This is a genomic window from Janthinobacterium sp. RA13, from assembly GCF_000745325.1.
GTDB lineage: Bacteria > Pseudomonadota > Gammaproteobacteria > Burkholderiales > Burkholderiaceae_D > Janthinobacterium > Janthinobacterium rivuli.
In genome coordinates this window covers 2,122,262-2,139,350 of record NZ_JQNP01000001.1, presented here as the reverse complement: position 1 = coordinate 2,139,350, position 17,089 = coordinate 2,122,262, and the positions used below count along the sequence as shown (strand labels likewise).

The 17,089-nt window shown below is 65.0% G+C and carries 15 protein-coding genes and 1 riboswitch; of the genes, 9 read left to right on the top strand and 6 right to left on the bottom strand.

Annotation, left to right across the window (positions count from 1 at the left end):
- Nucleotides 1–7 precede the first annotated feature (7 nt).
- From FG13_RS09395 to FG13_RS09365, 7 genes are all read left to right on the top strand, one after another.
- Nucleotides 8–1,261 carry a DEAD/DEAH box helicase gene (locus FG13_RS09395; RefSeq protein WP_035820325.1) on the top strand — a complete coding sequence of 418 codons (1,254 nt, stop codon included), beginning with the start codon at nt 8–10 and terminating at the stop codon, nt 1,259–1,261.
- An 82-nt stretch (nt 1,262–1,343) separates the two neighbouring features.
- On the top strand, nt 1,344–1,808 hold the full coding sequence (locus tag FG13_RS09390; RefSeq protein ID WP_099400460.1) for a hypothetical protein: 465 nt from the start codon (nt 1,344–1,346) through the stop codon (nt 1,806–1,808).
- Between the two features lie 149 nt (nt 1,809–1,957).
- Nucleotides 1,958–2,800: a response regulator gene (locus FG13_RS09385; RefSeq protein ID WP_081922504.1), complete on the top strand. Its 843-nt coding sequence runs from the start codon at nt 1,958–1,960 to the stop codon at nt 2,798–2,800.
- A complete protein-coding gene (locus FG13_RS09380; protein WP_035820322.1) occupies nt 2,797–3,129 on the top strand; it encodes a hypothetical protein in 333 nt (110 codons plus the stop codon). The genes FG13_RS09385 and FG13_RS09380 overlap by 4 nt, the downstream gene beginning before the upstream one ends.
- Nucleotides 3,126–3,965: an HDOD domain-containing protein gene (locus FG13_RS09375; protein WP_035820320.1), complete on the top strand. Its 840-nt coding sequence runs from the start codon at nt 3,126–3,128 to the stop codon at nt 3,963–3,965. The genes FG13_RS09380 and FG13_RS09375 overlap by 4 nt, the downstream gene beginning before the upstream one ends.
- 14 nt (nt 3,966–3,979) lie before the next feature.
- Nucleotides 3,980–5,443 carry an ATP-binding protein gene (locus tag FG13_RS09370; protein ID WP_081922503.1) on the top strand — a complete coding sequence of 488 codons (1,464 nt, stop codon included), beginning with the start codon at nt 3,980–3,982 and terminating at the stop codon, nt 5,441–5,443.
- Nucleotides 5,440–6,771 carry an HD domain-containing phosphohydrolase gene (locus tag FG13_RS09365; RefSeq protein WP_051958825.1) on the top strand — a complete coding sequence of 444 codons (1,332 nt, stop codon included), beginning with the start codon at nt 5,440–5,442 and terminating at the stop codon, nt 6,769–6,771. Before FG13_RS09370 ends, FG13_RS09365 begins: the two co-directional genes overlap by 4 nt.
- Here the strand turns inward: FG13_RS09365 and FG13_RS09360 are convergent.
- From FG13_RS09360 to FG13_RS09340, 5 genes are all read right to left on the bottom strand, one after another.
- Complete coding sequence (locus tag FG13_RS09360; RefSeq protein WP_035820315.1) at nt 6,768–8,093, bottom strand: ATP-binding protein; 1,326 nt, start codon at nt 8,091–8,093, stop codon at nt 6,768–6,770. The two genes, FG13_RS09365 and FG13_RS09360, sit on opposite strands and share 4 nt — an antisense overlap.
- Nucleotides 8,094–8,180: 87 nt before the next feature.
- The gene (locus FG13_RS09355) at nt 8,181–8,861 is read right to left on the bottom strand and encodes a hypothetical protein (RefSeq protein WP_035820311.1); all 681 of its coding nucleotides are present in this window, start codon (nt 8,859–8,861) and stop codon (nt 8,181–8,183) included.
- Nucleotides 8,858–9,868: an MlaD family protein gene (locus FG13_RS09350; RefSeq protein WP_035820309.1), complete on the bottom strand. Its 1,011-nt coding sequence runs from the start codon at nt 9,866–9,868 to the stop codon at nt 8,858–8,860. Before FG13_RS09350 ends, FG13_RS09355 begins: the two co-directional genes overlap by 4 nt.
- Before the next feature lie 52 nt (nt 9,869–9,920).
- The gene (locus tag FG13_RS09345; RefSeq protein WP_035827750.1) at nt 9,921–10,736 is read right to left on the bottom strand and encodes an MlaE family ABC transporter permease; all 816 of its coding nucleotides are present in this window, start codon (nt 10,734–10,736) and stop codon (nt 9,921–9,923) included.
- 72 nt (nt 10,737–10,808) lie between these two features.
- Entirely contained in the window at nt 10,809–11,675 is an 867-nt protein-coding gene (locus FG13_RS09340; protein WP_035820307.1) for a LysR family transcriptional regulator, read from the bottom strand.
- Between the two features lie 115 nt (nt 11,676–11,790).
- Between FG13_RS09340 and FG13_RS09335 the strand changes: the two genes are divergently transcribed.
- The gene (locus FG13_RS09335) at nt 11,791–13,161 is read left to right on the top strand and encodes an MFS transporter (RefSeq protein ID WP_035820305.1); all 1,371 of its coding nucleotides are present in this window, start codon (nt 11,791–11,793) and stop codon (nt 13,159–13,161) included.
- 4 nt (nt 13,162–13,165) lie between these two features.
- On the opposite strand, the gene ribB is transcribed toward FG13_RS09335, so the two are convergent.
- Nucleotides 13,166–13,813 carry a 3,4-dihydroxy-2-butanone-4-phosphate synthase gene (ribB, locus tag FG13_RS09330; protein WP_035820303.1) on the bottom strand — a complete coding sequence of 216 codons (648 nt, stop codon included), beginning with the start codon at nt 13,811–13,813 and terminating at the stop codon, nt 13,166–13,168.
- 95 nt (nt 13,814–13,908) lie between these two features.
- A riboswitch (FMN riboswitch) is annotated at nt 13,909–14,059 on the bottom strand.
- Nucleotides 14,060–14,244: 185 nt separating this feature from the next.
- Between ribB and FG13_RS09325 the strand changes: the two genes are divergently transcribed.
- On the top strand, nt 14,245–17,088 hold the full coding sequence (locus tag FG13_RS09325) for a M16 family metallopeptidase (protein ID WP_035820302.1): 2,844 nt from the start codon (nt 14,245–14,247) through the stop codon (nt 17,086–17,088).
- Nucleotide 17,089: the final 1 nt, after the last annotated feature.

Below are 17,089 nucleotides of genomic sequence, written 5' to 3'. Positions count from 1 at the left end.
GCCCGCTATGCCATTTTCCTCACTGGGTCTGATTCCCTCCCTGGTCCGCGCCGTTGACAAGGCCGGCTATGCCGCGCCGACGGCCATCCAGGCAGCCGCCATTCCCGCCATCCTGCGCGGCAGCGACGTGCTGGGCGCGGCCCAGACGGGTTCCGGCAAGACGGCCGCCTACGCGCTGCCGCTGCTGCAGGCGCTGATGGCGCCCGTTTCCGGCCCGCGCCAGGTGCGCGCGCTGATCCTCGTGCCCACGCGCGAACTGGCGGCGCAGGTGGGGCAGACCGTGCACGCGCTGGCCAAGCCGCTGCCGATCAAACTGAAGATTTCCGTGCTGTTCGGCGGCGTATCGATCAACCCGCAGATGATGGATTTGCGCGGCGGCGCCGACATCGTCGTCGCCACGCCGGGCCGCTTGCTGGACCTGGTGCGCCAGAACGCCGTGAAGCTGGGCGGCGTGTCGCTGTGCGTGCTCGACGAGGCCGACCGTTTGCTCGACATGGGTTTTAGCGAGGAAATCAATGCCATCCTGGCGCTGCTGCCGGGCAAGCGGCAAAACCTGTTCTTCTCCGCCACCTTCCCCGACAGCGTGCAGGCGCTGGCCGACAGCTTGCTCAAGGAGCCCGTGCGCATCGAAGTGGCGTCCGAACCGCAGGACAAGCCCGACATCGTGCAGCGCGCCATCACGGTCGACGTGCCGCGCCGCACGCAGCTGCTGCGCTACCTGATCTTGCAGCAGCAGTGGGAGCGCGTGCTGGTCTTTGTCGCCACCAAGTACGCGGCCGAACACGTGGCCGACAAACTGCAGCGCGCCGGCCTGCACGTGGGCGCCTTCCATGGCGAATTCAGCCAGGGTACGCGCAGCCAGCTGCTGGCCGACTTCAAGGCGTGCCGCTTGCAGGTTCTGGTGGCCACCGACGTGGCCGCGCGCGGCATCGACATCGCCGGCTTGCCGGCCGTCGTCAACTATGACTTGCCCCGCTCGGCCGTCGACTACACGCACCGCATCGGCCGCACGGGCCGCGCCGGCGAAAGCGGCACGGCCATCAGTTTCGTGACGGCCGACTCGGAAGCGCATTTCCGCCTGATCGAGAACCGCAACGACTTGCGCATCGTGCGCGAAGTGGTGGCCGGTTTCGAGCCGACGGAATTGCCCGCGCCCGTCAATTCCGTCACCGATACGGTGAATGGCGGCGTGAAGGGCGCGCGCAAGAGCAAGAAGGACAAATTGCGCGAGGCGGCTGCGAAGGCGGCCGAAGGCAATTAAATTCCCCCTTATGTGCGCTAGCCGCTTGAACGGCTGGCCGTCCCGCTTTAAGATGATGTTTCTATAAAGCAAGGGGACGGCAATGCACATGACCTTCATCACGCGCGCGGGCGCTCTGGCTTGCGCGCTGGCGCTGGCCGGTTGCGCCGGCATGGGCGGAAAAAATGACAGCACCGGCATGCAGATGCCGGGCAAGACGCCGGCCGACGCCGCCGTGGCCGCCACCTGGTACAACCCGCCCAGCGAATTTCCCGGCATTTGCCTGACCCAGTTCAAGGATGGCAGCCTGCGTTTCGACGGCGGCTTCGCTTTTTTCAATCCGGGCCGCTGGGCCTACGATGCGGCCACGTCCGAGCTGCGTTTGCAACTGGCGCCGACGCCGTCGCTGGAACTGTCGCATGCGCAAACGGTGCTGCACAAGAACCTGCTGAGGGTCGAGGCCGCCAAAAATACGCTGGTCTACGCCGTGAAGGCCGACACACAAGCCATCGGCCTGGGCGGCTTTGTGTTTTACCGCGACACGCCTTGTCCTGTACAGCGCGGATAAGTGGCGGATAAGTGCCGGATTAGTGTCATACGGGAATATTTAGTCGTATAATTTCAGCGCAAGCTGGCTGCCGCGCAAGATGGTCTCGCGCGGCAAATTCTCCCTCCAGGCAAGCTCCGATATCGCTGCGGCGATGAGAGGATGGTCCGATGGATGTGCACGACGAGCATGACATGCCAGGGACGGCGGTGCCTGCGGCGGCGCCGCGCACCTTGCTGCTGGTCGATGACGAGCCGAATATCCTCGCTTCCCTCAAGCGCCTGCTGCGGCGCGACGGCTACCATATCCTGACGGCCAACGGCGGCCAGGAAGGGCTGGACGTGCTGGCCAGCCACGCCGTCGACGTCATCGTCTCGGACCAGCGCATGCCGGGCATGCTGGGCGCCGACTTCCTGCGCAAGGCCAAGCTGCTGCGCCCGCAAACCATCCGCATCATGCTGTCGGGCTACACCGAGTTGCAGGCCGTCACGGACGCCGTCAACGAGGGCGCCATTTTCAAATTCCTCACCAAGCCCTGGGAAGACCACCAGCTGCGCGAGCATATCGCCGAAGCCTTTCGCCTGAAAGGCATCGACGACGACAATGTGCGCCTCAATGCGCAGCTGCGCGACGCCAACCAGGCGCTGGCGGCCGCCAATGCCGCCATGCAGGCGCTGGTGCGCCAGCAGCAGCACCAGATCAGCCGCGATGAAGTCAGCCTGGGCATCGCGCGCGAATTGCTGCAATTTCTGCCGCTGCCCGTGATCGGGCTTGATGAGGACGGCATGATCGCCTTTATCAACGCGGCGGCAGCCAACCTGTTCGAACGGGGCGCGACCCTGCTGGGCAACGAGGCGGCGATCGTCTTGCCGCAATTGTTCGACGGGCAGGGCGCCCCCCGTCTGGCCGCCATCGATGGCCAGCCGTACGCCGTGGCCGTCCACCCGATGGGCCTGCATTCGCGCTCGCGCGGCAGCCTCGTCACCCTGAGTCGTCATGGAGCAGATACATGAGTGAAAGCGGACGCGAGATTTCCATGGAGCAGGCGCAGGAAGGCATGGTGCTGGCGCAGGCCTTGAACGACGCCAGCGGCGCCGTGCTGCTGGCCCAGGGCGCCACCCTGACAGCGGCGAACCTGACGGCTCTGCGCCGGCGCAATGTGGAGCGCTGCCGCGTCGTCATGGACGAGGTGCTTGACCCTGCCGCGCAGGTGCATGCCGAGCAGGAACGGGTGCGCCGCCTGGAACGGCTGGCCGTGCTATTCCGCGCCACGCCGGCCGATTCCGCCGGGGCCGAACTGCTGGCGCTGCTGCAGCGCTACCGGCAAGGGGGCGCGGCATGACACGGCTCAGTTTTGAACACATCATCCGCCAAATCCAGGAACTGCCTTCGCTGCCGGTGGTGGTGCTGGAACTGCTGTCGAGCATGGACCAGGATGACACGGACGTGCACGTGCTGGCGCAAAAGATCGAGCTGGACCAGGCCCTGGCGGCCAAGACCCTGCGCATCGCCAATTCCTCGTTCTATGGCATGCAATCGAAGGTCACCAGTATTCCGCAAGCCGTTTCCGTGCTGGGCTTTCACAGCATCCGCACCGTCGTCACGGCGTGCGCCCTGACGGGCAGTTTCGCGCCGGTGGCTGGCGGCTTCGATTTCCAGGCCTTCTGGCGCCACTCGCTGGCCACGGCCATTGCCGCGCGCCTGCTGGCGCCGCACTTGCGCGTCAATCCCGAAACGGCGTTCACGGCCGGCCTGCTGCACGACCTGGGCACCCTGGTGCTGGTGACGCGCTTCCCGGCCGAACACGCGCTTGTGCGCAGTTACCGCCAGGCGCACGATTGCCAGATGGCCGAGGCGGAACTGGCCGTCATCGGCATCGATCACGCACAGGTGGGCAGCGCCCTTGCCGCCTACTGGAAGTTTCCCGAGGCGATACAGCAGGCGGTGGCCGACCACCACGCCATCGACCGCCTGGAAGCGGGCGGCCTGCCGCTGGCCGTGCACCTGGCCAATGCCGTCGCCCTGGCGCTCGACCTGGCCGGCGTCGACGATGCGCTGGTGCCGCCCCTGTCGCCGACGGGCTGGCGCAGCATCGCGCTGGACGAGCCCGCCTGGCTGGCGCTGCTGGGGCAAACGGAACACACCTTCGATGAAATGTCGCGGATCATGCTGGCATGAACAGGATAGAGGCCATGGAAACAGATGCAGGGCAGGCGCTGCCGGCCAAGCCGGAACGCCGTCAGGGCGACACCATCGCGCTGTCGGCATTTTTCGACGGCCATCCCGTGGCCACTTTCGCCATCGACACGAATCACGTGGTAACGCACTGGAACAGCGCCTGCGAGCAATTGCTGGGCTTTGCGGCCGCCGAGATGGTCGGCACGCGCGACCACTGGAAGGCGTTTTATCCGCAGCCGCGCGCCTGCCTGGCCGACCTGCTGGTGGCCGACGACATCGCGCTGGGCGAAAATGACCGCTACCTTGGCAAGCTCAAGCGCTCTTCCGTGATCCCCGGCGCTTACGAGGCCGAGGATTTTTTTGCCGATATCGGCCCCGACGGCCACTGGCTGCATTTCACGGCGGCGCCCCTGCGCGATCGCCAGGGACGCCTGGTGGGCGCCATCGAAACCCTGCGCGACGTGAGCGAGCGGCGCCTGGCGGAACTGGCGCTGCGCAAGGCGCACGACAACCTGGAGCACCTGGTGGCCGAGCGCACGGCCCAGCTGGCCGACATGAACGAGCGCCTGGCCGACGACATCCGCCAGCGCCAGATCGCCGATCTGGAATTGCGCGAGCGTAACCTGGCCCTGACGGAATTGAACAGCAAGCTGTCGCTGGCCCAGCAAAAGCTGCTGCAGTCGGAAAAACTGGCCTCGATCGGCCAGCTGGCCGCCGGCGTGGCGCATGAGATCAACAATCCCATCGGCTATGTGTTTTCCAATGTCGGTACCCTGGAAGGCTACCTGGACGACCTGTTCAGCATGCTCGACGCCTACGAGGAAGCCGAGCCGGCCGTCGCCGACCCCGTGGTGGCGGCGCGCCTGCGGGCGCTGCGCGAACAGATCGACCTGGACTTCCTGCGCACCGACATCCCCATGCTGATGGGCGAGTCGAAGGAAGGCATTTCGCGCGTGCGCCGCATCGTGCAGGACCTGAAGGATTTTTCGCGCACGGATGCGCACCAGGAGTGGGTCTGGGCCGACCTGCGCCAGGGCATCAATACCACGCTCAATATCGTGAATAACGAGGTCAAGTACAAGGCCGACGTGGTGCGCGAATATGGCGACATTCCCGATATCGAATGCCAGCCTTCCGAGCTGAACCAGGTGATCATGAACCTGGTCGTCAACGCGGCCCACGCCATGGGCGAGGCGCATGGACGCATCACCCTGCGCACGGGCAGCGACAATGCGACGGAAGTGTGGATCGAGGTCGAGGATACGGGCGGCGGCATCGCGCCCGAGCACCTGTCGCGCATCTTCGACCCCTTCTTTACCACCAAGGCCGTCGGCAAGGGCACGGGGCTGGGCCTGTCGCTGGCCTACACGACGGTGCAGAAACACCATGGCCGCATCGACGTGCGCAGCGTCATCGGCAGCGGCACCACCTTCCGCATCACCTTGCCCGTGCGCCAGGCGCAGGCCGTCGCACCATGACCGAACAGGACAGCATGCATACGAGCACCAGCACCGCGCCGCCCACCATCCTGTGCGTCGACGACGAGCCGAATATCCTGTCGTCGCTGCGGCGGCTGTTCCGCCCGCACGGCTACCGCGTGCTGACGGCCGATGGCGGCGCGGCCGGCCTGGCCCTGCTCGAGAGCGAGACGGTGGACCTGGTCATCTCCGACATGCGCATGCCGCAGATGGACGGTGCCCAGTTCCTGGCCCAGGTGCGCCAGCGCTGGCCCGGCACCATCCGCTTGCTGCTGACCGGCTATGCCGACATCCAGTCCATTCTCGACGCCATCAACCAGGGCGAGATCTACCGCTACGTGACCAAGCCGTGGGACGAGAACGATATCGTGCTGGTGGTGCGCCACGCGCTGGAACGGCGCGCGCTGGAGCAGGAAAAACTGCGCCTCGAAGCGCTGACGGCCAGCCAGAACGTGGAGCTGCAGGCGCTCAACGCCAGCCTGGAAGCGAAGGTGGCCACGCGCACGCAGCAGCTGAAGCAGTCGCACGACGAAGTGCAGGCGGCCAACGAGCGCCTGAAAGCCACGTTCGTGACGACCATCAAGGTGTTTTCCAACCTGATCGAGATGCGTGGCGGCAAGCTGGCCGGCCATGCGCGGCGGGTGGCCGAGCTGTCGCGCAAGCTGGCGCAGGCGCTGGGCCTGGAAGGGCAGGAGGCGCGTGACGTGTTCATCGCGGCCCTGCTCAAGGATATCGGCAAGCTCAGCTTGAGCGACGACGTGCTGGAATTGCCGGCCAGCGCCTGGAATGGCGAGCAGCTGGCCGCCTTCCGCAAGCATCCGCTGCGCGCCGAACAGTTATTGATGGCGCTCGACGAGTTGCGCGCCGTCTCCGTGATCCTGCGCTCGCAGCTCGAGCGCTTCGACGGCGGCGGCTTTCCCGATGGCCTCGTGGGCCTGGCCATTCCCATGGGGGCGCGCATCCTGGCGCTGGCGTCCGACTACGACGGCTTGCAGATCGGCGCGATGGTGCAGCGCAGCCTGCGCGCCGACGAGGCCCGCACCCTGATCTACGACAGCGTCGGCAAGCGCTATGACCCGGCCGTGGTGGCCGCTTTCCGCGGCATCATGGAAGAGACGGAACCGCCGGCGCGCGACCTGACGGTGCTGTCGGGCCAGCTGGAGCCGGGCATGGTGCTGTCGCGCGACCTGATCAGCCGCGATGGCCTGATGCTGCTGGCGGCCGAACACGTGCTGACGGCCCGCGTGATTTCCCAGCTGCTCGACTTCGAAGGCAAGAATGGCGGGCGCCTGAGCATCCGCGTGTACGCGCCGTCGAAAGACGCCTAGGCCTTCGCGGCGCCAGGCGGCTGCAGCGGCAGGTGCACGGTAAAGCGCGTGCCGCGGCCCACTTCCGAGGCCACTTCGATGCGTCCGCCGTGCTTGTTGACGATACCGTACGACAGCGACAGGCCCAGGCCGGTGCCGCTGCCCACGGCCTTGGTGGTGAAGAATGGTTCGAAGATGCGGTTCAGGTGCTCGGGCGCGATGCCGGCGCCCGTGTCGCCGATCTCCACCCACACCCAGTCGCCCGCGTGGCCCGTGCGGATGCTGATCACGCCGTCGCTGCTGATGGCCTGGCCTGCATTGACGAGCAGGTTCATGAAGACCTGGTTCAGCTGCGACGCCAGGCACAGTATCTGCGGCAGCTCGCCATAGTGTTTTTCGATGCGCGCCTTGTATTTCAATTCGTTGGCGACGATATTGAGGGTGCTGTCCAGGCCCGCATGCAGGCTGGCCACTTGCCAGTCCGTCTCGCCCACGTGGGAAAAATCCTTCAGCGCCTGCACGATGTCGCGCACGCGCTTCAAGCCATCCATCGATTCGCGCACCAGGTCGCCGATGTCGTCCTGCAGGAAAGCCAGGTCGGCCTGCGCGCGCACCTGCGCCACTTTTTCGGCCCGGGCCGGGCCGTCGAGCGGCTCGCCCATCGCCGCTTCATACTGGGCGATGACGTCGAACAGGGTGCCGACATAGCCTTGCAGCGAACTCATGTTCGAATTGACGAAGCCGATCGGGTTATTGATTTCATGCGCGATGCCGGCCGCCAGCTGGCCGATGGAGGCCATCTTTTCCGATTGCAGCAGCTGGTCGTGCGCTTCCTGCAACTTGCTGATCAGTAGTTGCTGCTCTTCGCCGCGCGCCTGCAGCATCGCTTCCATGCCCTTGCGTTCCGTGATGTCCGTCAGCGAGCCGATCACCTCGAACGGCACGCCGTGATCGTCGCGCACGAGGCGCAGGCTGTCGTGCATCCACAGATAGCTGCCGTCGCGCACGCGGAAGCGGTATTCGTAGGCGCGCGCGCCTTCGACGAAGATCTGCGCCAGGCTGGAAAAGATGCCGGGCGCATCGTCGGGGTGGATGTGGTCGAACCAGAAATTGGGATCGGCCACCATCTCCTCGGGCTGGTAGCCCAGCACGTTGAGGGCATTGTTGCTGACAAATGTCATCTTGAAGTCGCCGCTGGGCACGGTGCAATAGATGATGGAAGGTGTATTGTCGAGCAGGTATTGCAGGCGCACGGCCGTGGCGGCCGATGCGTCATCGCCAGGCGCCGTCCCGGCATGCCGGCCGGTATCGGGAGTGGAAAGGTCGAAATCCTCGAACTGCATCGTCACACCTCGCTGCCTGCACGGCCTTGATGTCATCCTCGTTCGATTATGCCTGATTCCGCCTGCTTTGGGCCGCCATCTGCGCGCTCAGGGCGCTAGCGGCTGCTCGACGATCGCCATGCGCCGCGCGATGCGCTGCGCCGCCTGCGTGTCGCCCGCCTGTTCGGCGCGCAGGCGCTGCACACCGAGCCAGGCCAGCAGCGGACGGCGCCAGCCCTGGTCCGATGCCGTGGCGACGGCCGTATCGAGCAGCTTCGGCGTGGCGCGGCCAGAGCGCAGCAGCACGCCGGCCGCCACCAGTTGCGACAGCGGGTCCTTGATGGCGGCCACGGCGCTGGCGGCAGCCGTGTCGGAAGCGGCGCCCGCCACGGCACGCTGCGTTTCCGGCAGCAGGGCGACGTCGGCCGCCTGCGCCTTGCCGGCCAGCCAGGCCGCATACGCGCGGTCGGCGGCTGTCGCGTCGGCTTGCAGTGCGTCAAAGCCGGCGCAGTCCTCGAAGGCCAGGCTGGCCAGGCGCGCGGCGCAGCGCAGCAGTTCGATGCGCGCCACGAGGTCAAGCTTGCCCGTGCCGGCGACCTGGCTGCGGGCGCGCCGGAATTCCGTCTGCTCGACCAGGGCATTGCCATTCAAATAGGCCGCTTGAAAGCGTTCGACGGAACTTTGCACATTCATTTTCCAGTCCGGCACGGGCGGGCCGCTGGAGCAGGCGGCGAGCGTGGTGCACAACAATGCGGCCAGGGCGGACAAGGTGAGGTTGCGTTTTCTCATGGCAGTTTGATCTCCGGATTGCGCTTGAACGGCCATTTGCGGTTGATGTCATTGACCAGTTGCTCGACCTTGCGCAGATTGCTTTCCACGTCGGCGCGCAGCGGGCCCAGGTCGGCGGTGGCCGCCTTGGCGTTGGCGCCCACGGCTTGTGCTTCGACCAGCACGGCGTCGACTTTTTTCAGGCTGTTGCGCGTGTCGGCCAGCAGCGCGTTCAGCTGCACGATGGTCGCCTGCGCATCCGTCATCACACCCTTGTCGCCGAAGACGCGCGTATCGGCATTGGCCACCAGGCCATCCGTGCGGCGCGCCAGCTGGTCGGCCGTGATCAGCAGGGCATTGGCCCGCTCGATCAGCAGGCGCGACTGTTTGTCGTCGCCCGTCAGCAAGCCCATGGCGCCGCCCGGACCGCTCAATTTGCCCGTCACGGCCTGCACGTTGCGCATGGTGCCGTCGAGCGCGGAATCGGTGCCCGTCAGGTTGCCCAGGTTGTTGAGCAAGTCCTTGGCGGCGGCCAGCAGGCGGGGGATTTCCGCCGCCATGTCGCCCACCAGCAAGTCGCGCGTGGCGTCGTCGGGCAGCGGCGGGTCCGTCAGGATGCCGCTGTAGGCGCGCAGCTTGGCGCCGCCGACGATGCCCCGTTCCAGGGTGAAGATGGAGCTGGTGCGCAGCCAGTGCGCGTCTTTGCGCGGCACGTCGATGATGACGCGCGCGCGGCCGTCCGGCGCCAGTTCGATGCGCTGCACGCGGCCGATGGGAAAGCCGGAAAAGGTCAGGTCGGCGCCCACGCCGACGCCGTCGGAATCGTCGGCCGTCAGCACCAGCGTTTGCGTGGCTTCGAAGGCGCCGCGCGCATACATCAGGTAGACGACGGAGCCGACCACCAGCACGAACATGAAGACGAGCAGGATGGCCGCCTTCAGTTCGGCGTGGCGCACGGGCGGCGGGGCGGGCAGCACAGCGTCGGGCGCCGTGACGTCGGTCTGGTCGGGATTTTGAGGTTGGCTCATGGCTTCTGGCTCTGGTATGGGTGATTCAAGATTGGCTGGCGGTGGCGGGGCATCAGTAGTAATTGCCCATCAGCGAAGCCACTTCGACCAGCAGGATGACGGAAAACAGGCGCAGCATTTCGGACAGGCCGTGCGCGGCCCACAAACGGTTGCGCCGGCCATGCGGCTCCTCCGGATAGTAGGACGAGGCGAGCGGGATCAGGGCCACGGCAAAGCTGAAGAAGATGACTTTGAGCATCAGGATCAGGGCCACGGCCGGATTGAAGATCTGCCCCACGACGCGTGTGTAGCCTTGCAGCGCCCACGGCGTAAAACCGTAGATGGTGATGTAGGCGAGGATCAGCGAGGTGACGCAGCTGACGATGGCCAGCATCCACACGGCAAAGATGCCGGACATGACGCGCGGAAAGTACTCGCGGCGCAGCAGGTCGACGCCCTGGCGCTGCATGGTATCGAGCATGCCGGACGAGCGCATTTGCGCAAACGCAATGCCGTCGGGCAAGGTGAGGCGCAGCGCGACGAACAGGGCGGCCGTCAGCGGTATCAGTTCCAGCACCAGCACGCGCACCACCATTTCCAGCGCATAGCGCGACAGGCCGTAGCTTTGCGCGCTGACGACGACGATGCGTATCAGCACCAGGCTGACGAGCGCGCAAGCCACGCTGAACCAGACCAGGTTCGGGGCCGTGTTCGTCACGAGGCGGTGCGCGAGGATGGGGCGGTTGTCGCGGTTGTAGCTCGATGGCGACAGGGCCAGCGAAAACACGAGGATGGCGAAATGCAGCATGCGCCACCAGCTGACCAGCCAGGCCATGGTGGCCCGGTGCAGGCGGCGCAGGCTGATGATGAGGGAGACGGATAGGGTCATCATGGCATCTTAACATTGGATGCGTTCGATACAAGCGATTGTCCAGCCGTGCGGCCGTGCACGGCAAGCCCGCTATTCGCCGGCCACGCTCGCAATGATCGCGTCGGCCGCCGCGCGCACGCGGGCAGAACGGTTCAGGTCGGCATGCATGACCAGCCACACGTCGTAGCTTTCCGCCCGCTCGGGCCAGATGCGCACCAGTAGCGGGTCGATGTCGCCCAGGTGGGTGGCCAGCTCGGCCACGCCCAGGCCCGCGCGCGTGGCGTCCTGCAGCATCGCCGCCGAATTGACTTCCATGGCGACGCGGGCATTGGCGACGGACTCGCCGGCGATTTTGTCCCCATGGCGCGGCGTGACGGAATGGTGGTAGATGACGATGTCGTGCCCGGCCAGCGCCGTGCCGTGCACGGGTTCGCCCCGCTCGGCCAGGTAGCTTTTTGACGCGTACAGGCCCAGGCTGCGCTTGACGAGGTGGCGCGAAATGAGGTCCGGGTCGGTGGGGCGCACGCCGCGCACGGCCAGGTCCGCTTCGCGCCGCGTCAGGCTGGCCAATGCCGGCGCCACGTTGAGCACGATGCGGATGTCAGGATGCGCCGCATGCAGCTGCTGCATGGCGCGGATGACGAAATGGCTGGCCATGGTGTCGGTGGTGGCCACGCGTACCAGGCCGGACAGGCGGTTGTCGACGCCCTGCATCTCGCGCTGCAGCTTGTCGGCCGCCCGCTCCATCGCTTCGGCGGCCGTCAGCGCCAGTTCGCCGGCCGGCGTGGGCACGTAGCCCGACGGCGTGCGCAGGAACAGGGTGGCGCCCAGCGAGCCTTCCAGCGCGGCCAGGCGGCGCCCGCAGGTGGCCTGGTCGATGCGCAGCAGGGCGGCCGCGCCGCGCAGGGTGCCGGCCCGGCCGATGGCGAGAAAGATGCGCGCGTTATCCCAGTCCATCCGTTTCCTTGTGATTGGTGATGCATTTTTGCATCAAGGCGCCGATTTTATGCCTGTTTACTGCATTTCGCAACGCTCGCATAATGGCTGCCCCGCTGTCCCTGCAAGGAATTCCATGTCTGCCCCCACACCGCGCCGCGCCAGCGGCTTGATTCTGCTGACCCTGGCCTTCGGCTTCGTCATGGCCATGCTCGACGTCACGGCCGTCAACGTGGCCTTGTCCGATATCGCGCTGGACTTGCGTATTCCGCTGACGGGCCTGGTCTGGGTGGTCGACGGCTACACCTTGACGTTTGCCGCGCTGCTGCTGGCAGGCGGTGCGCTGGCCGATCGCTACGGGCCGAAAGCCGTGTACCAGGGCGGCCTCGGCGTCTTCATTCTCGGTTCGGTGCTGTGCGGCGCCGCGCCCGACGGGCATTTTTTGACGGCCGCGCGCCTGTTGCAGGGGGCGGGCGCGGCCCTGTTCATGCCCAGTTCCCTGAGCCTGTTGACGCACAGCTTTGACGACGAGCGCGAGCGCACGCGCATGCTGGGCGCCTGGTCGGCGCTGGTGGGTGTGGCCGGTGCGTCCGGCCCCCTGATCGGCGGCATCCTCGTGCACCAGTTCGGCTGGCGCAGCATATTCTGGGTGAATGTGCCGCTGGGTGTGCTGGCCATCGTCATGGCGCAAGTGCTCTTGGCGGCGCCGGCGCGCCAGCCGCGCGATTTATCGCTGTTCAGCCATGCGCTGGGCGTGGCGGCGCTGGCGGGTCTCAGTTTTACCTTGATCGAAGGGCCCGTGCTGGGCTGGCTGTCGCCCGGTGTGCTGGCGGCGGGGGCCTTGACGGTATTGTCCGCCGGGCAATTGCTGCGGCGCGAACGCAGCGGCAGCCATCCGCTGTTGCCGCGTGCACTGTTTCACAGCAGCAGCTTTGGCGCGGCCAATGGCGTGGGTTTCCTGATCAATTTCTGCGTGTTTGGCCAGCTGTTCTTATTGAGCCTGTTCCTGCAGCAATCGGGCGGCGCCGACGCCTTGCAGTCGGGCTTGCGCCTGCTGCCCATGATGGCGGCCTACACGGTAGGCAATTTCATGGCGGGAAGCATTGCGGCACGTCATGGCACGCGCTTGCCCATGCTGGCCGGCTTGCTGGTGGGGGCCGTCATGGCCTTGTTGCTGATGGGCTTGCGTCCGGGTACGCCGTTTGCGCTGCTGGCGCTGGGCACGGCCGTCATGAACGTGGCCATCGGCATCGCCATTCCCGCCATGACGGCCACCGTGATGCGGGTGGCCGGCAAGCAGCATGCGAACAGTGCGGCGGCGGCCCTGAATGCGAACCGGCAAATCGGCGCGCTGGTGGGTGTGGCCCTGATCGGCAGCATCCTGCACATGGTGCAGGACTGGTCGCTGCGCTTGCCGCTGGCCTACGCGACGATTGCCGTTGCGTATGGCCTGGCGGCGGGCCTCGTCTACCGGCACGTGCATCTGCCGAAGGCCGTCGCCGCCTGACAGTTTATTGCTCGCGCGTGCTGCGCCATTCCACCAGTTCCTCGATGGTCAGGATCGGCATGCCATGCAGTTCGGCGAAGCGTTCGATATCGTCGCCGCGCATCATGGTGCCATCCGGGTTCATCAGCTCGCACAGCACGGCGGCCGGGTTCAGACCCGCCATGCGCGACAGATCGACGGAGCCTTCCGTGTGGCCACGGCGCTCGAGCACGCCACCGGGCGCGGCGCGCAGGGGAAATACGTGGCCGGGGCGCACCAGGTCGGCTGGCTTCGCATTTGGCGCGATGGCGGCGCGGATGGTGGTGACCCGGTCGGCGGCCGACACGCCTGTCGTGACGCCGTCGCGCGCCTCGATGGACACCGTGAACGGCGTGCCGTAGCGGCTGCCGTTGTCGGACGACATGGGCGGCAATTCCAGCGCGCTGACGACGTCCGTCGGCAGGCACAGGCAGACGATGCCGCTGCATTCGCGGATCAAGAGGGCCATGGTTTCATTCGTGAGTTTCTCGGCAGACAGGATCAGGTCGGCTTCGTTTTCACGGTCGAAATCGTCGAGCAGGATGACGGGAATGCCGGCGCGCATGGCGGCCAGGGCGGATTGGATGCGACCTTCCAGATCGTTGGAAAGCAGGGTATAGCTGTTGACTAACATGGTGAAACGCTCCTCGCATAGGCGAAAAACGCTGCAGGGCAAGCGAATAGACGCAGCCGGCCGCATCGACAGGTCGAGCGGACATCGCGTTTACTGCACATCTTCTTTCATCCGGACTATACCGTCGGCCCCGGAATCACACCGGATCTGCTGACCTTATCAGGCGAAACCTGACAAGCGCTCGCGGGCTTGACCGTTGCCGGTCTTACCGCCGGTGGGGAATCGCACCCCGCCCCGAAGACGTATTGTTGTGCCGGTCCACATGACCGGCGGCAATACTTTAGCACAATTGACAAAAGCTGGCAGGGCACTGTTGAGTTTGTTATTCGGCAAAATTGCCTGGGGAAAGCAGTTTTTCCTAAGCTGTTTTTAATGGCGGAAAGACGATTTCAGTGTAAGGTACGCTTACTGAATCTTACCGTTGAGAATACATGAAGCTGAGTAAATTACGCCTGATCTCGGGCGCCGTCTTGCTGGCGTGCGCCTGCATGGCCCAGGCAGAAATCCGTTTGAGCGATCCCTTGCCGCTGGCACCAGAAGTTACCGTCGGAAAACTGCCGAACGGCTTGACCTATTACATCAAGAAAAATGCCCGTCCTGCGCAGAAAGTGGAATTGCGCCTGGTGGTGAAAGCCGGTTCCATCCTGGAAGATGACGACCAGCAAGGCCTGGCGCATTTCACGGAACACATGGCCTTCAATGGCTCCACGCATTTCAAGCGCAATGAACTGATTTCATACCTGCAATCGATCGGCGTGAAGTTCGGCGCCGACTTGAACGCCTACACGAGCTTTGATGAAACCGTGTACGTGCTGCCGATTCCGACCAACAAGAAGGAAAACCTGGAAAAGGGTTTTCTCGTGCTGGAAGACTGGGCGCATGGTTTGAAATTCAATCCGGCCGACATCAACAGCGAGCGCGGCATCGTGCTGGAAGAGGCGCGCCTGGGCAAGGGCGCCAGCGACCGCATGAACAAGGTGCTGTATCCGAAGCTGCTGAACGGTTCGCGCTACGCGGAACGCATGCCGATCGGCAAGGAGTCCGTGCTGAAAACCTTCAAGCCGGAAGCCATCAAGCGTTTCTACAAGGATTGGTACCGTCCCGACCTGATGGCCGTGGTGGTGGTTGGTGATGTGGAGCCGAAACAGGCTGAAGCGATGATCCGCCAGCATTTCGGCAAGCTGAAAAATCCCGCGAAACCGCGTCCGCGCCTGTATGCGGAAGTGCCGCAGCGCTCGCAAACGGAAGCGCTGGTGATCACGGACAAGGAAGCGCCGGACGACACCGTCTTTATCCGCTACCCGATCCGCGCCGCGCAGGAGCCCGTCACCATCGCCGACTACCGCCGCCAGATGATCGAAAACCTGTACGGGCAAATGCTCAGCGCGCGCATGCAGGAATTGACGCAGCAGGCGAACCCGCCGTTCATCCAGGGCGGCAGCAGCATGGGCAAGCTGGTGCGCGGCTATGAATCGTTCAGCGCGTACGCCTTGCTGGGCAAGGGCGGCGTGCAGCCGGCCGTCGATGCGCTGGTGCAGGAAGACGAGCGGGCGCGCCGCTTCGGTTTCAGCCAGGATGAGCTGGACCGCGCGCGCAAGAACATGCTGCGCAATTACGAGCGCGCATACAGCGAGCGCGACAAGTCCGATTCGGCCGGTTTCGTGGCCGAATACTCGCGCAACTTCCTGGAGCAGGAAGCCATCCCCGGTATCGCCAATGAATTGCTGTACGCGCAGGAACTCTTGCCGCAGGTAACCTTGCAGGAAATCAACGAGACGGTGGCCAAGGTGATTCCCGACCAGCAAAAGAAACTGGTGGTCTTCATGGGCGCCGAGCCGAAGGCGGGCGGTGCGGCCTCGACCGTGCCGACGCAGCAGCAATTGCTCGATGCCGTGGCGAAAGCCGAGCAGCAAACCATCGAGCCGCGCACGGAAAAAGTCCTGGCCAGCAAGCTGATGGATGCGCCGCCGGACGGTGGCAGCATCGTCGCTGAAAAGTTGAACAGCGCCATCGGCGTGACGGAACTGACCCTGGGCAATGGCGTGCGCGTGCTGCTCAAACCGACGGACTTCAAGAATGACCAGGTGCTGATGGGCTCGACGCGCTTCGGCGGCCAGTCGCTGTTCGGCGACGCCGATATCTATAACGCCCGTTACGCCAGCGCCGTGGTCGGCAGCATGGGCCTGAAAGACCTGGCGCCGCTGGACTTGCAAAAAGTCTTGGCCGGCAAGACGGTCAATGTGGGCGCTTCGCTGGGCGAGCTGAGCGAAGGCTTTGGCGGCTCGGCCAGCAGCGCCGACGTGGAAGCCATGCTGCAACTGGTGTATTTGTATTTCAATGACGTACGCAAGGATGCGGGCCTGTACCAGTCCTTCATCGGCAAGCAGCAGGACCTGGCGAAAAACAGCATGGCGCAGCCGGAAGCCGTGTTTTACGATGCCATCCAGCACGCCATGTTTGGCGACAACCCGCGCGTCGATGGCGTGCCGCGCGCGGCCGACTTCGACAAGGTGGGCCTGGACCGTTCGCTGGACATCTTCCGCCAGCGCTTTTCCAGCGCACGCGGCATGACCTTCATCTTCGCGGGCAGCTTCGAGCTCGACAAGATCAAGCCGCTGATCGCCAGCTACCTGGGCACCTTGCCCGTGGCTGACGTGCCGCACGCCTACCGCGACGTGGGCATGCGTCCGGTGACCGGGGTCGTCAAGAAGGATATCTACATGGGCAGCGAGCCGAAAAGCACGATTTCCATCACCTTCAATGGCGACGTGGCGTATTCGGACGAGCAAAAGCTGACACTGCAGGCGCTGGGCGAGGTGCTGAACCTGAAAGTCATCGAAGTGCTGCGCGAAAAGATGAGCATGATCTATGGCGGCGGCTTTGAAACGTCGATGGGCCAGCATCCGTATGGCCATTATTCCGTGGCCTTGAACTTGCCGACGGGACCGGAAAACGTGGACAAGGTGATCGCCGCCGCCTTTGCCGAAATCAACAAGATGAAGACGGACGGGCCATCGGCGGCCGACCTGGAAAAGGTCAAGCTGAACTGGATCACGCGCCAGCAAAAGTCGTTGCGCGAAAACCGCTACTGGATGAGCCAGTTGATGGGTTCGGTGACGCAGGGGCGCGACCCGGCGCACATCCTGCGCTACGAGCAGCGCGTGCGCGCCATCACGCCGCAAGCCGTCAAACTGGCGGCGCAGCGCTACCTGGACATGCACAATTATGTGCAGGTGGTACTGTATCCGGAACGTAAAAACGTTGCAGCCAAGTAAT

Excerpts from the sequence above, each read along its gene's own strand:
- FG13_RS09325 (WP_035820302.1), top strand. The coding sequence starts at position 14,245 with ATGAAGCTGAGTAAATTACGCCTGATCTCGGGCGCCGTCTTGCTGGCG.
- FG13_RS09375 (WP_035820320.1), top strand. The coding sequence starts at position 3,126 with ATGACACGGCTCAGTTTTGAACACATCATCCGCCAAATCCAGGAACTG.
- FG13_RS09345 (WP_035827750.1), bottom strand. The coding sequence starts at position 10,736 with ATGACCCTATCCGTCTCCCTCATCATCAGCCTGCGCCGCCTGCACCGG.
- FG13_RS09340 (WP_035820307.1), bottom strand. The coding sequence starts at position 11,675 with ATGGACTGGGATAACGCGCGCATCTTTCTCGCCATCGGCCGGGCCGGC.
- ribB (WP_035820303.1), bottom strand. The coding sequence starts at position 13,813 with ATGTTAGTCAACAGCTATACCCTGCTTTCCAACGATCTGGAAGGTCGC.
- FG13_RS09395 (WP_035820325.1), top strand. The coding sequence starts at position 8 with ATGCCATTTTCCTCACTGGGTCTGATTCCCTCCCTGGTCCGCGCCGTT.
- FG13_RS09355 (WP_035820311.1), bottom strand. The coding sequence starts at position 8,861 with ATGAGAAAACGCAACCTCACCTTGTCCGCCCTGGCCGCATTGTTGTGC.
- FG13_RS09335 (WP_035820305.1), top strand. The coding sequence starts at position 11,791 with ATGTCTGCCCCCACACCGCGCCGCGCCAGCGGCTTGATTCTGCTGACC.
- FG13_RS09390 (WP_099400460.1), top strand. The coding sequence starts at position 1,344 with ATGCACATGACCTTCATCACGCGCGCGGGCGCTCTGGCTTGCGCGCTG.
- FG13_RS09385 (WP_081922504.1), top strand. The coding sequence starts at position 1,958 with ATGGATGTGCACGACGAGCATGACATGCCAGGGACGGCGGTGCCTGCG.
- FG13_RS09360 (WP_035820315.1), bottom strand. The coding sequence starts at position 8,093 with ATGCAGTTCGAGGATTTCGACCTTTCCACTCCCGATACCGGCCGGCAT.
- FG13_RS09365 (WP_051958825.1), top strand. The coding sequence starts at position 5,440 with ATGACCGAACAGGACAGCATGCATACGAGCACCAGCACCGCGCCGCCC.
- FG13_RS09350 (WP_035820309.1), bottom strand. The coding sequence starts at position 9,868 with ATGAGCCAACCTCAAAATCCCGACCAGACCGACGTCACGGCGCCCGAC.
- FG13_RS09370 (WP_081922503.1), top strand. The coding sequence starts at position 3,980 with ATGGAAACAGATGCAGGGCAGGCGCTGCCGGCCAAGCCGGAACGCCGT.
- FG13_RS09380 (WP_035820322.1), top strand. The coding sequence starts at position 2,797 with ATGAGTGAAAGCGGACGCGAGATTTCCATGGAGCAGGCGCAGGAAGGC.